At 73.0% G+C, this 14110-nt stretch carries 13 protein-coding genes; 10 read left to right on the top strand and 3 right to left on the bottom strand.

The window, feature by feature from the left end; genetic code table 11:
* Window positions 1–43 precede the first annotated feature (43 nt).
* The 10 genes from uvrC (at window position 44) to ACFVS0_RS02920 (ending at window position 10577) form a co-directional block, all read left to right on the top strand.
* Window positions 44–2197, top strand: coding sequence for an excinuclease ABC subunit UvrC (gene uvrC / locus ACFVS0_RS02965; protein WP_430587110.1), 2154 nt, complete (start codon window positions 44–46; stop codon window positions 2195–2197).
* Window positions 2194–3129 carry an RNase adapter RapZ gene (rapZ, locus tag ACFVS0_RS02960; RefSeq protein WP_430551994.1) on the top strand — a complete coding sequence of 312 codons (936 nt, stop codon included), beginning with the start codon at window positions 2194–2196 and terminating at the stop codon, window positions 3127–3129. Before uvrC ends, rapZ begins: the two co-directional genes overlap by 4 nt.
* A complete protein-coding gene (gene yvcK / locus ACFVS0_RS02955) occupies window positions 3126–4094 on the top strand; it encodes a uridine diphosphate-N-acetylglucosamine-binding protein YvcK (protein ID WP_430587109.1) in 969 nt (322 codons plus the stop codon). The genes rapZ and yvcK overlap by 4 nt, the downstream gene beginning before the upstream one ends.
* 63 nt (window positions 4095–4157) lie before the next feature.
* Entirely contained in the window at window positions 4158–5138 is a 981-nt protein-coding gene (gene whiA / locus ACFVS0_RS02950; protein WP_429729139.1) for a DNA-binding protein WhiA, read from the top strand.
* Between the two features lie 306 nt (window positions 5139–5444).
* Window positions 5445–6449: a type I glyceraldehyde-3-phosphate dehydrogenase gene (gene gap, locus ACFVS0_RS02945; RefSeq protein WP_429729141.1), complete on the top strand. Its 1005-nt coding sequence runs from the start codon at window positions 5445–5447 to the stop codon at window positions 6447–6449.
* A gap of 173 nt (window positions 6450–6622) precedes the next feature.
* Window positions 6623–7822: a phosphoglycerate kinase gene (locus ACFVS0_RS02940; protein ID WP_430551992.1), complete on the top strand. Its 1200-nt coding sequence runs from the start codon at window positions 6623–6625 to the stop codon at window positions 7820–7822.
* Between the two features lie 73 nt (window positions 7823–7895).
* Window positions 7896–8663, top strand: coding sequence for a triose-phosphate isomerase (gene tpiA, locus ACFVS0_RS02935; RefSeq protein ID WP_430552021.1), 768 nt, complete (start codon window positions 7896–7898; stop codon window positions 8661–8663).
* A gap of 195 nt (window positions 8664–8858) precedes the next feature.
* Entirely contained in the window at window positions 8859–9101 is a 243-nt protein-coding gene (gene secG, locus ACFVS0_RS02930; protein WP_380326827.1) for a preprotein translocase subunit SecG, read from the top strand.
* 146 nt (window positions 9102–9247) lie between these two features.
* Window positions 9248–9613 (top strand): RNA polymerase-binding protein RbpA, encoded by a 366-nt coding sequence (locus tag ACFVS0_RS02925; RefSeq protein WP_430551991.1) that lies wholly within the window; start codon window positions 9248–9250, stop codon window positions 9611–9613.
* A 67-nt stretch (window positions 9614–9680) separates the two neighbouring features.
* Window positions 9681–10577: a phenylalanine 4-monooxygenase gene (locus ACFVS0_RS02920; RefSeq protein ID WP_430551990.1), complete on the top strand. Its 897-nt coding sequence runs from the start codon at window positions 9681–9683 to the stop codon at window positions 10575–10577.
* A 4-nt stretch (window positions 10578–10581) separates the two neighbouring features.
* Here ACFVS0_RS02920 and pgl read toward each other — a convergent pair whose 3' ends face one another.
* The 3 genes from pgl to zwf all read right to left on the bottom strand — a co-directional run bounded on the left by pgl (window position 10582) and on the right by zwf (window position 13965).
* A complete protein-coding gene (gene pgl, locus ACFVS0_RS02915) occupies window positions 10582–11373 on the bottom strand; it encodes a 6-phosphogluconolactonase (protein WP_430585534.1) in 792 nt (263 codons plus the stop codon).
* On the bottom strand, window positions 11370–12326 hold the full coding sequence (gene opcA, locus ACFVS0_RS02910; protein WP_430587108.1) for a glucose-6-phosphate dehydrogenase assembly protein OpcA: 957 nt from the start codon (window positions 12324–12326) through the stop codon (window positions 11370–11372). The genes pgl and opcA overlap by 4 nt, the downstream gene beginning before the upstream one ends.
* Before the next feature lie 97 nt (window positions 12327–12423).
* Window positions 12424–13965, bottom strand: a complete 1542-nt coding sequence (gene zwf, locus ACFVS0_RS02905; protein ID WP_429763413.1) for a glucose-6-phosphate dehydrogenase — start codon at window positions 13963–13965, stop codon at window positions 12424–12426.
* Between the last annotated feature and the right edge of the window lie 145 nt (window positions 13966–14110).

Here is a 14110-nt window from a genome sequence, read left to right as displayed (position 1 = left end):
GTCGCGACGCCGGGGCGTCGGTGGCCTGACCTAGGCTGACGGCATGGCCGACCCAGCGACCTATCGCCCGAAGCCGGGGGAGATCCCCACGTCGCCCGGCGTCTACCGGTTCCGCGACGCGCACGGCCGCGTGATCTACGTGGGCAAGGCGAAGAACCTGCGGGCGCGGCTGTCGAGCTACTTCCAGGACGTCGCCCACCTGCACCACCGCACGCAGAGCATGGTGACCACGGCGGCGTCGGTCGAGTGGACGGTGGTGGGCACCGAGGTCGAGGCCCTGGCGCTCGAGTACTCGTGGATCAAGGAGTACGACCCGCGGTTCAACGTGAAGTACCGCGACGACAAGTCGTACCCGTTCCTCGCGGTGACCATGGGGGAGGAGGTGCCCCGCGCCCAGGTGATGCGCGGCGCCAAGCGCCCCGGCACGCGCTACTTCGGACCGTACGGCCACGCCTGGGCGATCCGCGAGACCCTCGACCTCCTGCTGCGGGTCTTCCCGATCCGCACCTGCTCCGCGGGCGTCTACCGCCGAGCGCACCAGACCGGCCGACCGTGCCTGCTCGGGTACATCGACAAGTGCTCGGCGCCCTGCGTCGGGCGCATCACCGTCGACGACCACAAGCAGCTGGCGCAGGACTTCTGCGACTTCATGGCCGGCGACACCCAGCGGTTCGAGCGGCGCCTCACCGCACGCATGAACGAGGCCGCCGCGTCCATGGAGTACGAGCAGGCGGCCCGGCTGCGCGACGACATCCAGGCGCTGCGCCGCGCCACGGAGAAGAACGCCGTCGTGCTCCCGGACGCGACCGACGCCGACATCTTCGCCCTGGCGGGGGACGAGCTCGAGGCCGCCGTCCAGGTGTTCCACGTGCGCGGCGGGCGCATCCGCGGGCAGCGCGGCTGGGTGGTGGAGAAGGTCGAGGACGTCACGGACGCGGAGCTCGTCGAGCACCTGCTGCAGCAGGTGTACGGCGCGGTCGAGGACGCGCGCGCGGCGGCGGAGGTGGCGGACCTCGACTCCGAGGGCCGCGCCGCGTCCCGGCGCGAGACGCGCGACGCCGTCCCGCGGGAGGTGCTGGTCCCGGTGCTGCCACCGGACCCGGAGCAGATGACGGCGTGGCTGACCGGCCTGCGCGGAGCCCGGGTGGAGCTGCGGGTGCCGCAGCGTGGCGACAAGCGCGAGCTCGCCGCCACCGTGAGGGCGAACGCGGAGCACGCCCTGACCCTGCACCGGACCCGCCGTGCGGGCGACCTCACCACCCGGAGCCAGGCGCTCCGGGAGATCCAGGAGGCGCTGGGGCTGGAGTCCGCCCCGCTGCGCATCGAGTGCTACGACATCTCCCACACGCAGGGCACGTACCAGTCGGCGTCGATGGTGGTGTTCGAGGACGGTCTGCCGCGCAAGAGCGAGTACCGCACCTTCTCGGTCCGCGGGCCCGAGGGCGACGGGGCACGGGACGACACGGCGGCCATGCACGAGGTGATCACGCGCCGGTTCCGGCGATACCTGGCCGACCGGCTGGCGTCGGGCGACGTGGAGCTCGACGACAGCGACGACGACCGCGACGGTGCGAGGGCGTCCGCACGGGTCCCCGCCCGTCCGCGCTCGGGCGAGGTGCCCGCCGAGGAGCCGGGGGAGCGCAAGCGGTTCGCGTACCCGCCGAACCTCGTGGTCGTCGACGGCGGGCCGCCGCAGGTGGCGGCGGCGCAGCGCGCCCTCGACGAGCTGGGCGTCACCGACGTCGCGCTCTGCGGGCTCGCGAAGCGGCTCGAGGAGGTCTGGGTGCCCGGCGAGGACTACCCGGTGATCCTGCAGCGCTCCTCGGAGGGCCTCTACCTGCTGCAGCGCGTGCGAGACGAGGCCCACCGGTTCGCCATCACGCAGCACCGGCGGCGTCGGAGCAAGGGCATGATCACGTCGGCCCTGGACGACGTGCCCGGCCTCGGGCCCACCCGTCGCAAGGCGCTGCTGACCACGTTCGGGTCGGTGAAGAAGCTGCGCGCGGCCAGCGTCGACGAGATCGCCGCGGTGCGGGGGATGGGCAGGCGCACGGCGGAGGCGGTGGTCGCCGCCCTCGGCAGGGACGGCGGCGCACCCGACGCGGCGTCCGGGGCGACCTCGGCGGACGTGCCGACCGGCGCCGGCAGCGCGCCGACCAGCCACGACGGTGCGGGTCCTGGCATGCTGGGCGCATGAGCGAGCCGGACCCCATCACCGTCCCGCAGGGCATCCCCGAGATCGAGGCCACGACCCCGGCTCCGGAGCAGGCCGAGACCGAGGTCCTGATCATCACCGGTATGTCGGGCGCCGGGCGCTCGCGTGCCGCGGGCGTCCTCGAGGACCTCGACTGGTTCGTGGTCGACAACCTGCCGCCGATGATGATCGTGCCGCTCGTCGACCTCATGACCCGGGCCGGCTCCTCCGTGGAGCGGCTGGCGGTCGTGGTCGACGTGCGCGGGCGGGAGTACTTCGCCGAGCTCACCCGGGTGCTGCAGCACCTGCGCGACGCCGGGGTGAACTACAGGATCCTGTTCCTGGACGCGCGCGACGAGACCCTGGTGCGGCGCTACGAGAGCGTCCGCCGCCCGCACCCCCTGCAGGGCGAGGGCCGGATCCTCGACGGCATCGGCGAGGAGCGTCGTGCGCTCGCGTCGATCGCCGAGCGCGCCGACGTCGTCATCGACACGTCGGAGCTGTCGGTGCACGACCTCGCGCGCGAGGTGCGCGCCGCCGTCGCGGACGGCGCGCCCGACGCGCTGCGCGTGAACGTGCTCGCCTTCGGCTTCAAGTACGGCATCCCGCTCGACGCCGACCACGTCGTGGACGTGCGCTTCCTGGCGAACCCGTACTGGATCACCGAGCTGCGTCACCTCACGGGGCGCGACGCCCCGGTGCGGGAGTACGTGCTCGCCCGGCCCGGGGCGCAGGAGTTCGTGGACCGGTACGTGGCGGCGCTCGAGCCGGTCCTCGCCGGCTACCTGGCCGAGGAGAAGCGGTACGTGACGATCGCCGTCGGGTGCACGGGGGGCAAGCACCGCTCGGTCGCGATCGCGGGCGAGATCGCCCAGCGGCTGCGGGACGCGGGCCAGCGGGTCTCCCTCACGGCGCGCGACCTGGGGAAGGAGTGACGGCGCCGGTCGGGAGCCCGGGGGCGCCGGCGGTGACGGCGCTCGGGGGAGGGCACGGCCTGTTCGCCAGCCTGTCCGCGCTGCGCCTGATGTCCGACCGGCTGACCGCCGTCGTGACGGTCGCGGACGACGGCGGGTCGTCGGGCCGCCTCCGTGACGAGCTCGACGTGCTGCCGCCCGGCGACCTCCGGATGGCGCTCGCGGCGCTGTGCGACGACTCCGAGTGGGGCCGCACCTGGAGCGACCTGCTGCAGCACCGGTTCGTCTCGGGCGGCAGCCTGGACAAGCACGCCATGGGCAACCTCCTGATCGTCGCGCTGTGGGAGCTGCTCGGCGACACGGTGACGGGGCTCGACTGGGTCGGCCGGCTGCTCGGCGCGCGGGGTCGCGTGCTGCCCATGGCGTCGGTGCCCCTCGTGGTCGAGGCGGACGTGCGTCGCGACGGCGTGGCGACCCTCGACACCGTCGTCGGGCAGAGCCGCGTCGCCGTGTCCGAGGGCCGGATCGAGCAGCTGCGGCTGGTGCCGGCGGACCCGCCGGCGTGCCCGGAGGCTGTGGAGGCGGTCCGCACCGCGGACTGGGTCGTGCTGGGCCCGGGATCCTGGTACTCGTCGGTGCTCGTGCACCTGCTGGTGCCGGAGCTCGCGAAGGCTCTGCACGAGACCGACGCGCGCGTGTGCGTGACGCTCAACCTGGCCGCCGAGCGCGGCGAGACCCAGGGGCTGACCGCGACCGACCATCTCGAGGCGCTGTACCGGCACGCGCCGGGGCTGCGCGTCGACGCGGTGCTGGCCGACCCGTCGGCCGTGGAGGACGTGGACGAGCTCGCCGACGCCGCCCAGGCCGTGGGCGCCCGGCTCCTCATGCGCCAGGTGCGTCGCGGCGACGGGACGGCACGCCACGACCCGCTGCGCCTCGCGGCGGCCTACCGGGACGTGTTCGAGGGCGTCTACGGGGACGTGTGACCGCTGCCCGGCGGCACGCTGCCGACGGCTCGGGGTGCTTGCCTCGCGTGGCAGGATGACGCCATGGCGCTGACGGCAGAGGTGAAGGACGAGCTCGCGCGGATCAAGGTGACCCGGACGTCGTGCCGCAAGGCCGAGGTCTCGGCGACGCTGCGGTTCTCCGGCGGGCTGCACATCATCTCGGGCCGCGTGGTGATCGAGGCGGAGCTCGACGACGAGGCGGCCGCGGCGCGGCTGCGGCAGTCGATCACGGAGCTCTACGGGCACACGAGCGACCTGATCGTGGTGCAGGCTGGGGGGCTGCGCAAGAACAACCGGTACGTGGTGCGGGTGGTGCGCGACGGCGAGTCGCTCGCCCGCCAGACGGGCCTGCTGGACTCCCGGGGGCGGCCGGTGCGCGGCCTGGCCCCGGAGGTCGTGTCGGCGGGCGTCGCGGAGGCCGAGGCGGTGTGGCGGGGCGCGTTCCTCGCGCACGGGTCGCTGACGGAGCCCGGCCGGTCGATGGCGCTGGAGGTCACGTGCCCCGGGCCCGAGGCGGCGCTCGCGCTGGTCGGCGCCGCGCGGCGCCTGGGCGTGCAGGCGAAGTCCCGGGAGGTGCGGGGCGTGGACCGCGTCGTGGTCCGCGACGGCGAGGCGATCGGGGAGATCCTGCGGCGCATGGGTGCCGTCCGCACCCGCGAGATCTGGGAGGAGCGGCGTGCGCGGCGCGAGGTGCGCGGCACGGCCAACCGGCTCGCGAACTTCGACGACGCGAACCTGCGGCGGTCGGCGCGGGCCGCCGTGGCGGCCGGCGCCCGGGTGCAGCGCGCCTTCGAGATCCTGGGCGAGGACGTGCCCGAGCACCTGCGCCAGGCGGGGGAGCTGCGCCTGGCGCACAAGCAGGCCTCCCTGGAGGAGCTGGGGCAGCTGGCGGACCCGCCGCTGTCCAAGGACGCCGTCGCGGGCCGGATCCGGCGGCTCCTGTCGACGGCGGACAAGCGGGCGCTCGAGGTCGGGATCCCGGACACCGAGTCCGGCCTGAGCCCGGAGCTCCTCGACCTCTGACGGCGTCCGGCCGCCCGGGCGGACAGGCCTCGCGACGCGCGTCGGCCGGCTCTGACCCGGGTCCTGTCCATATGGTCAGACCACATGTCTCACGGTGCCGTCGAGGGTCAGCGGCACGGCCCGTTCGGGTATAGGCTCATTCCGTCAGGTGACGACGACGTGACCCGAGGCTGACCGCCCGGTGGAAGAACGTCGGGTGGTTCCGGGGTCACGACGTGAATCATCAGCACGCCCCTCGCGGCGTGCGGAAGTCGGCATCAACCGTGTGCGCCGGGATCTCACCGGCGCGCCCTGAGGAGGGCAATCGTGACCATCCGCGTCGGGATCAACGGCTTCGGTCGGATCGGACGGAACTTCTACCGCGCTCTCGTGGAGTCGGGTGCGGACATCGAGGTCGTCGGCGTCAACGACCTGACCGACAACAAGACTCTGGCCCACCTGCTCAAGTACGACACGGTGCTCGGCCGCTTCCCGAAGTCGGTCGACTTCGACGACGAGAACATCATCGTCGACGGCCAGAAGATCCGTGCGCTCGCGGAGCGCGACCCCGCGAACCTCCCCTGGGGCGAGCTGGGCGCGGACATCGTCATCGAGTCCACCGGCTTCTTCACCGACGCCACCAAGGCCAAGGCGCACATCGACGCCGGCGCCAAGAAGGTCATCATCTCCGCCCCGGCGAAGAACGAGGACGCGACCTTCGTCATGGGTGTGAACAACGACCAGTACGACCCGGCCGCGCACCACATCATCTCCAACGCGTCGTGCACGACGAACTGCCTCGCGCCGCTCGCCAAGGCCCTCAACGACTCGATCGGCATCGAGCGTGGCCTCATGACGACGATCCACGCGTACACCGGCGACCAGAACCTGCAGGACGGCCCGCACAAGGACCTCCGCCGTGCCCGCGCCGCCGCGCAGAACATCGTGCCGACCACCACGGGTGCCGCCAAGGCCGTCGCCCTGGTGCTCCCGGAGCTGAAGGGCAAGCTCGACGGCTACGCCCTGCGCGTCCCGGTCATCACCGGTTCGGCCACCGACCTCACCTTCGAGGCCCCGAAGGAGGTCACGGTCGAGGAGGTCAACGCCGCGGTCAAGGCCGCCGCCGAGGGCCCGCTCAAGGGCACCCTGGAGTACGTGGACGACGAGATCGTGTCGTCGGACATCGTCACCAACCCGCACACGAGCATCTTCGACTCGAAGCTGACCAAGGTGATCGGCAACCAGGTCAAGGTCGTCTCGTGGTACGACAACGAGTGGGGCTACTCCAACTCCCTCGTCGCGCTGACCGTCCACGTCGGCGAGAAGCTCTGACGACTCCGGCGCCCGACACCGCTCGAGCGTGAGTCACGACGTCCGCGTGCGCGCCGAACTCCGGCCGCGCACGCGGACGTCGTCATGTACGGACCAGATCACCCCGGCCCAGGACGTGCGGACGCATGAGGGTCGCGCCGCGCGCACCGGGCCCTGACGGACAGGTGTGCCCCATGAAGACCATCGACACCCTGGGCGAGCTGCGCGGCAAGCGCGTCCTCGTCCGCTCGGACTTCAACGTGCCGCTCGACGGCACCACCATCACCGACGACGGCCGGATCAAGGCCGCGCTGCCCACGCTGAAGCGCCTCACGGACGCCGGCGCGCGCGTGGTCGTGACCGCCCACCTCGGCCGCCCCAAGGGCGAGCCGAACCCCGCCTACTCCCTGGCGCCCGTGGCCGCGCGCCTCGGTGAGCTGCTGGGCCAGGACGTGGCCCTGGCGGCCGACGTGACCGGGCCGTCGGCCCAGGAGACCGTCGCCGCCCTGGCCGACGGCCAGGTCGCGCTCCTGGAGAACGTCCGGTTCGACGCGCGCGAGACCTCGAAGGTCGACGCGGAGCGCGAGGAGCTGGCCGGCGAGCTGGCCGCGCTGGCCGACGCGTTCGTGTCCGACGGCTTCGGCGTCGTGCACCGCAAGCAGGCGTCGGTCTACGACGTCGCGAAGCTGCTCCCGGCCGCGGCCGGCGACCTCGTCCTCAAGGAGGTCGAGGCGCTCTCGCGCGCCACCACCGACCCGCAGCGCCCGTACGCCGTCGTCCTGGGCGGCTCGAAGGTCTCCGACAAGCTCGGCGTCATCGAGAACCTCCTGACGAAGGCGGACCGGCTGCTCATCGGTGGCGGCATGGTCTTCACCTTCCTCGCCGCGCAGGGCCACTCGGTGGGCTCGTCGCTGCTCGAGGCCGACCAGGTGGACACCGTCAAGGGGTATCTCGCCCAGGCCGCCGAGTCGGGCGTGGAGATCGTGCTCCCGACCGACATCGTCGCCGCCGACTCGTTCGCCGCCGACGCGCCCCACCGCACCGTCCCGGCCGACCAGATCCCCGACGGGACGATGGGCCTCGACATCGGCCCCGAGTCCGGTGCGCTGTTCGCCGCGCGGCTCGCGGACGCGAAGACGGTCGTCTGGAACGGCCCGATGGGCGTGTTCGAGTTCGCGGCGTTCGCCGCGGGCACCCGCGCCGTCGCGCAGGGCATCGTCGACGCGACCGCGGCCGGCGCGTTCTCGATCGTGGGCGGTGGCGACTCGGCCGCGGCCGTGCGCGCGCTCGGCTTCGACGAGGACGGCTTCAGCCACATCTCCACCGGCGGCGGCGCCAGCCTGGAGCTGCTCGAGGGCAAGGAGCTCCCGGGCCTCGCGGTCCTCGCGGACTGACAGCCTTCCGATCCTTCCCACCCCAGCACGAGAGAACGAGGAGCCCATCGTGGCCACCACCCGCACGCCCCTGATGGCGGGCAACTGGAAGATGAACCTGGACCACACCGAGGCGATCGCCGCGGTGCAGAAGCTCGCGTGGACGCTCAAGGACGCGAAGCACGACTACGAGGCCGTGGAGGTCGCCGTCCTGGCGCCGTTCACCGACCTGCGCTCCGTGCAGACCCTCGTGGACGCCGACAAGCTCGGGGTGCGCTACGGCGCCCAGGACCTGTCGACGCACGCGTCGGGCGCCTACACGGGCGAGATCTCGGGCCCGATGCTGGCCCGCCTGGGCTGCACGTACGTGGCGGTCGGGCACTCCGAGCGCCGCGAGTACCACGCCGAGGACGACGCGCTCGTGAACGCCAAGGTGCGTGCCGCCTTCGAGCACGGGCTCGTGCCGATCCTGTGCGTCGGGGAGGGGCTGGACGTGCGCAAGGCCGGCGAGCAGGTGTCCTACACCCTCGCGCAGGTCGACGCCGCCCTCGCCGACGTGCCGGCGGAGCAGGCCGCGCAGGTCGTCATCGCCTACGAGCCCGTCTGGGCGATCGGCACCGGCGAGGTCGCGACGCCGGACGACGCGCAGGAGGTCTGCGGTGCGATCCGCGGCCGCCTCGCGGAGCTGTACGACGCCGAGCTCGCCGCGGGCGTGCGCGTGCTGTACGGCGGGTCGGTCAAGTCGGGCAACGTCGCGCAGATCATGGCGCAGCCCGACGTCGACGGCGCGCTCGTCGGTGGCGCGAGCCTCGACCCGGTCGAGTTCGCGAAGATCGCGCGCTACCAGTCGCACGTCGCCTGACGCGACACCCCACGGCGGGCCCGGACCCGTCCGACGGACGCCTCCCGAGGATCGTCACCCGATGGAAACATCGGTGTTCGCCTCGAGAGGCGTCCGTCACTTACTCTTGACCCGGCCGGGACGACGTCCTGGTCGGGTGACGAACAGAAGCCCGCCCCGCGGGACGGACGACGAACGAGGACAGCCGAGGACACCGTGGACGTTTTGCAGATCATCCTTCAGGTTCTCCTGGTGATCACCAGCGCCTTCCTGACCCTGCTCATCCTGATGCACAAGGGCAAGGGCGGCGGTCTGTCCGACATGTTCGGCGGGGGGATCTCGAGCGCTGCCGGAAGCTCCGGCGTCGCCGAGCGCAACCTCAACCGGATCACGGTGAGCTTCGCACTCGTCTGGTTCGTCGTGATCGTGCTGCTCGGCCTCATCACGAAGGTGAGCTGAGGCCGCACGACCGCGACCGTCACCGGCCCGGGCTCAGGCTCGGCCGGTGCGGGGGCAACGGAGCCGGGTGGCGAGCCCGGCTCCACGGTTCACGAAGATCGTCCGTGGGCGTACGCCCACTGAGTCGAAGGTGAGGACGACAGGACGTGGCTACAGCCGGTCATGCGATCCGGGGCTCGCGCGTGGGCGCGGGTCCGCTGGGAGAGTCCGAGCGCGGCGAGGCGGCACCCCGGGTGCGGGTCTCGTACTGGTGCGCGAACGGGCACGAGACGACGCCGAGCTTCTCGGCGAACGAGGGCGTCGAGCCCCCGGAGTTCTGGGACTGTCCGCGCTGCGGCTTCCCCGCCGGGCTGGACGCGGCCAACCCGCCGGAGCCGGTGCGGAACGAGCCGTACAAGACGCACCTCGCATACGTGAAGGAACGCCGGTCCGAGGAGGACGGCGCCGCCCTCCTCGAGGAGGCGCTCGCGACCCTGCGGGCACGCCGGACGGGCCTGCGCCGGGCGAGCTGACGGCGGCGGGTCGGGCTCCGACCCGACGGGGTGTCCACCTGTCGAGACGGTGGCGTAGTCTGGCCGCATGTTCGAGGAAGGACAGCTCTACGCCCCCGTCACCGAGGACGAGCACGGCGTCACGGTGCACCTCACGGACGACCACCCCGGCGCGAACGACCCGGAGTACCGGCGCCGCCGGGAGGTCATCGCCGGCCCGGCGTTGCGCTGGTCGCCGGGAGACCCCGTGCCCCGCGTCGAGTACACCGACGGGGAGAACGAGATCTGGCGCACCGTGTGCGCCGAGCTCGCGCCCAAGCACGAGCGCCTGGCGATCCGTGGGTACCTCGAGGGCAAGGAAGCCCTCGGCCTGCCGACCGACCGGGTGCCGCAGCTCGACGAGGTGAGCGCGGGCCTGGAGCCGCTCAGCGGCTTCCGGCTCCACCCCGCCGCGGGGCTGGTGCCCCTGGACCAGTTCTACGGGTCGCTCGCCGACGGCGTCTTCCACTCCACGCAGTACCTGCGCCACGGGTCGCAGCCCCTGTACACCCCCGAGCCGGACATCATCCACGAGGTCGTCGGGCACGGGAACCTGCTCGCCAACCCGGCGATCGCCGAGGTGAAGCGCCGGGCGGGCGAGGCCGCGCGGCGCTGCGAGACGGCCGAGGGACTGCAGTTCGTGGCGGACGTCTTCTGGTTCACCATCGAGTTCGGCGTGATGTACGAGGACGGGGAGCTGCGGGCGTACGGCGCCGGCCTGCTGTCCTCGTACGGCGAGATCGAGGAGTTTCGTGGCGCCACGATCCTGCCGCTCGACTTCTACTCCATGGGCACCGTGGAGTACGACATCTCGCACTACCAACCGACCCTGTTCGCGTGCGACGGGATGAGCGAGCTCACCGAACGGGTGGGGGAGTTCTTCGCCGAGTTCGACGACGAGACGCCCGCCCGCCTGCTCGCCGACCGGCACCGGTCGGCGAGCTAGCAGGTCAGGCGGCCGGGCCGGCCGCGGCGGCGGCGTCCAGGAGCCACAACGTGCCCTCGGTGCCGTGGGCCCCGGCCGCCGGGACGTCGGTCACCGCGCCGCCGGCGAGGGCGGCGGCGGCCTGGGCCGCCTTCTCGGCACCGGCCGCGACGACCCACACCTCGCGCGCCCGCCGCAGGGCGTCGAACGTGAGCGAGACGCGCTCCGGCGGCGGCTTCGGGGAACCGTGCACCCCGACCGTCGCGCCGCGGGCCGACAGGCCGTCGTGCCCGGGGAACAACGAGGCGACGTGCCCGTCCGGGCCCATGCCCAGCAGCAGCACGTCGAACTCCGGCACGGCCGGCTCCTGCGAGTCGGCCGCGGGCGAGGGGGCGAAGGCCGCGAGCTCGGCCGCGTAGGCCGCGGCCGACTGCTCCGGCGTCTCGACGGTGTCGCCGTCGAGCACGGCGCCGCGCGCGGGCATCGCGTGCACGTGGGCGCCGGGCAGGCCGGATTCCGCGACGAGCGAGTCCACGAGGGCGGCACGGGCCTGGGTCTCGTTGCGGTCGGGGTCGCCGTCCGGCAGGAACCGCTCGTCGCCCCACCACAGGTGCACCCCGGACCAGTCCACGGCCGCACGCAGCGGGCTCGCGGCCACGGCCTCGAGCGTCTTGATGCCCACGGTGCCGCCCGTCAGCACCGCGTGCACCGGCGTGCGGACCGACTGCACGTCGAGCAGGCGGGTGAGCAGCCGGGCCGCGGCGGCCTCCGCGAGGACGGCCGGGTCCGGGTGCACGACGACGAGCGGCGCGCTCACGCCCGGGCCTTCGCCGTCGACTTCGCCTTGACGGTCTCGACCCGCGTGAGGCCCTTGGTGAGCACCTCGCCGTAGAGCTCGTCGGGGTCGAGGCGCCGCAGCTCCTCGATGAGGGCCTCGCTCAGCGCGCGGATGGGCAGCGCCATGCGGCGCTCCGGCTTCTCGGGCTGCGTGATCGACACGACGCGGCCGTCGGGGCGGTCGAGCACGATCGGCCCGCTCCTGCGCTCCAGGGTCACGCGGGTGATCGCGTCGTCGCTGTCGGTGCGCACGACCGTCGCGGGGCAGCGCAGGCGCTGGCCGAGCCAGGCGGCGAGCAGGTCGAGCGACGTGTGCTGCTCCTGCCCCTCGACGGTCACCGCGGTGACGGGCTCGTACGGGGGCTGCTCCACCGCCGCCGCGATGAGGCCGCGCCACAGGGTGACGCGCGCCCATGCGAGGTCGGTGTCGCCGGGACTGAACGCGCCCGCCAACCGGTGCAGCATCGCGACCGGGTCCGCTGCCGTCGTCGTGTCCGTGATACGGCGCTGGGCCATCGCGCCCATCGGGTCCGCCGACGGGGCGTCCGGGCCGCCGGTGGGCCACCAGACGACGATCGGGGCGTCCGGCAGCAGCAGGGGCATGACGAGCGTGTCCGGGTGGTCGAGCATCGGCCCGCCGGCCCGCAGGACGACGACCTCCGAGGCGCCGGCGTCGCCGCCGACGCGGATCTCGGCGTCGAGCCGCGGCGCGGAGCGGTCGCGCTGCGCGAGCGGCGCGATGACGACGACCCGGCACGGGTGCTCGTGGCTGGCCTGGTTGGCGGCGCGGACGGAGTCCTCGATGTCGGCCTCCTCCGCGACGACGACGAGGGTGAGCACCCGGCCGAGCGCCACGGCGCCGCCCTCGTCGCGCAGGTGGGCGAGCCGCTTGCCGACCGCGTTCGTGGTCGTGTCCGGCATGTCGATGATCATCGGGGCTCTCCTCGCTGGGTGCGGCGCGGGTGGATGCGGCGCGGGTGGATGCGGCTCGCCGCGGCGCGGGCGGCGTCGTCGGGGGCGCCGGAGGGCCTCACGGGCGCCGCCACGAGCGGCCGTCGCGGGCCATCATCTTGTCGGCGGACTCCGGGCCCCAGGTCCCCGAGGCGTACTGCTCCGGCTTGCCCTTGCCCGCCCAGTACGCGGTGACCGGGTCGAGGATCTTCCAGGAGAGCTCGACCTCCTCGCGCGTCGGGAAGAGCGGCGGGTCGCCGAGGAGGACGTCGAGGATGAGGCGCTCGTAGGCCTCGGGGGACGACTCGGTGAACGAGTGGCCGTAGCCGAAGTCCATCGTGACGTCGCGGACCTCCATCGCGGTGCCGGGCACCTTCGCGCCGAACCGGAGGGTGACGCCCTCGTCGGGCTGCACGCGGATGACCAGCGCGTTGTTGCCCAGGTCGGACGTGAGCGACGACTCGAACGGCAGGTGCGGCGCCTTCTTGAAGACGACGGCCACCTCGGTGACGCGGCGGCCCAGGCGCTTGCCCGTGCGCAGGTAGAAGGGCACGCCCGCCCAGCGCCGGTTGTCGATCTCGAGCTTGACCGCGGCGAAGGTCTCGGTCGTGGAGTCGGGGTTGAAGCCCTCCTCCTCGAGGAACCCGACGACCTTCTCGCCGCCCTGCCACCCGGAGGCGTACTGGCCGCGTGCGGTGTGACGCCCGAGGTCGCGGGGGAGCCGCACCGAGGAGAGCGCCTTGATCTTCTCCGCGCGCAGGGCCTCGGCGTCGAAGTTGACCGGCTCCTCCATGGCGACGAGCGCCAGGAGCTGCAGCAGGTGGTTCTGGATCACGTCGCGGGCGGCGCCGATGCCGTCGTAGTAGCTCGCACGCCCGCCGATGCCGATGTCCTCGGCCATCGTGATCTGCACGTGGTCGACGTAGTTGCTGTTCCACAGCGGCTCGAACATCTGGTTCGCGAACCGCAGGGCGAGGAGGTTCTGGACCGTCTCCTTGCCGAGGTAGTGGTCGATGCGGAACACCGACTCCGGGTCGAAGACCTGGGAGACGACGGCGTCCAGCTCGCGCGCGCTCTCGAGGTCGTGCCCGAAGGGCTTCTCGATGACGACGCGGCGCCACGCGTCCGGGGACGACTTGGAGAGCCCCGACTCGGACAGCTGCCGGCACACGATCGGGAACGCGCTGGGCGGCACGGACAGGTAGAAGGCGTGGTTGCCGCCGGTGCCGCGCTCGGCGTCGAGCTGCTCGACCGTCTGGCGCAGGCGCTCGAACGCCTCGTCGTCGTCGAACGAGCCCTGCACGAAGCGGATGCCCTCGGCGAGCTGGCGCCACGTGGCCTCGCGGAACGGTGTGCGGGCGTGCTCCTTGACCGCGTCGTGCACGACCTGGGCGAAGTCCTCGTCCTCCCAGTCGCGGCGGGCGAAGCCCGTCAGCGCGAAGCCGGGCGGCAGCAGGCCGCGGTTCGCCAGGTCGTAGACGGCGGGCATGAGCTTCTTGCGCGACAGGTCGCCCGTGACCCCGAAGATCACCAGGCCGCTGGGGCCGGCGATGCGGGGGAGCCGCAGGTCGAGGGGGTCGCGCAGGGGGTTGTGCTCGGCGGTGATCTTGGCCGGTCTCACGAGGTGGGCACCGTTCTTCGTCGTGCGGGCGGGAGGTGGTGCGGGCCCGGGGGGGGGGGGGGGGGGGGTAGAGGGGGGGGGGGTAGAGAGGCGTGGGATCGCCGTCCATATCACAAGTCCGAAAGAGGAGCAACTGCCCCCGCAC

Origin of the sequence: Isoptericola sp. NPDC058082, assembly GCF_042885055.1 — a bacterium.
Taxonomy (GTDB): domain Bacteria; phylum Actinomycetota; class Actinomycetes; order Actinomycetales; family Cellulomonadaceae; genus Isoptericola.
The sequence above is the reverse complement of the archived record's forward strand: the minus strand, read 5'-3'. Positions and strand labels throughout refer to the sequence as shown.